1 protein-coding gene is annotated in these 1,252 nt (G+C 64.1%); it reads right to left on the reverse strand.

The features are described 5' to 3' along the window. Positions 1-32 precede the first annotated feature (32 nt). Positions 33-1,198, reverse strand: a protein-coding gene (locus tag DQP57_RS26480) for an IS3 family transposase (RefSeq protein ID WP_240631902.1) whose coding sequence is annotated in 2 segments (ribosomal slippage) — positions 33-911 and positions 914-1,198 — 1,164 coding nt in all. Because the reading frame shifts where the segments join, the coding sequence is not laid out codon by codon here. Positions 1,199-1,252 lie beyond the last annotated feature (54 nt).

Consider the following 1,252-nt stretch of genomic DNA (forward strand, 5'->3'; position numbering starts at 1 on the left):
GGGTCTGCTGCACGAATAGGTGACAGTTTCCTTCATGCGGCCTGACTGGCCGATGTGGTCATGATTGCTTCGAATTCGACAGGGGTCAACCGTCCAAGGGCACTCTGGCGTCGGCGGCGGTGGTAGGTGCGTTCGATCCAGGTGACAACGGCGATGCGCAGTTGCTCGCGGGTGTGCCAGCGGCGGCGGTCCAAGACGTTGTTCTGCAGCAGGGCAAAGAAGCTCTCCATGGCGGCGTTGTCGCCGGCGGCACCGACGCGGCCCATGGACCCGACCATGTCGTGGCGACCCAGTGCGTGGACGAATTTCCGGCTTCGAAATTGACTGCCCCTGTCGGTGTGAAGAATGCAGCCGGCGACGTCACCGCGGCGAGCGACAGCGCTGGCCAACGCCGTGGTGGCGAGGCGGGATTTCATCCTGGAGTCGATCGAGTAGCCGACGATGCGGTTGGAGAACACGTCCTTGATCGCACACAGGTAGAGCTTGCCTTCGGCGGTGCGGTGCTCGGTGATATCGGCCAGCCACAACTGATTTGGGGCATCCGCGGTGAAGTCGCGGCCGACCAGATCATCGTGGACCGGCGGCCCGGGCTTGCCGTTCTTGCCCCGCTTGCGCTTGCCGAACGCACTCCACCAGCCGTTGTCGGCGCAGATCCGCCACGCGGTGCGCTCGGCCATGGCTTGGCCGGCGTCTCGGGCCTCTTCGACCAGGAAACGGTAGCCGAACTCCGGATCATCACGGTGGGCGTCGAACAACGCGTTGGCCCGATGAGCCTCAAGGTATTCGGCGTCGGTGACAGGGGTGGCCAGCCACCGGTAGTAGGGCTGGCGGGCGAGCTTGAGGACCCGACACGTCACCGCCACGTGAATCCCGTTGGCGGCGAGCTCCTTCACGAGCGGGTAAAACCTTTTCCCGGCAGATTCGACTGCGACAAATACGCCGCAGCCCGGCGCAGCACCTCGTTCTCCTGCTCGAGCAGCTTGATCCGCCGACGCGCCTCTCGTAACTCAGCCTGATCGGTGGTGGTCATGCCGGGTTTGCTGCCGTCATCGATGTCGGCCTGGCGCAGCCACTTCGACAACGTGATCGGATGCACCCCGAAATCGGCGGCGATCTGCTCGAGCGTCACGCCTTCATCGCGGTTACGGGCGACCCGCACAACATCGTCACGAAACTCCTTGGGATACGGCCGTGCCATGGTGACATCCTTCCAGCCTGCCCACGCCGGGCAAGCCATCTCAGTTGTCACCTA

It is taken from the genome of Mycobacterium colombiense (assembly GCF_003284935.1).
GTDB lineage: Bacteria > Actinomycetota > Actinomycetes > Mycobacteriales > Mycobacteriaceae > Mycobacterium > Mycobacterium arosiense_A.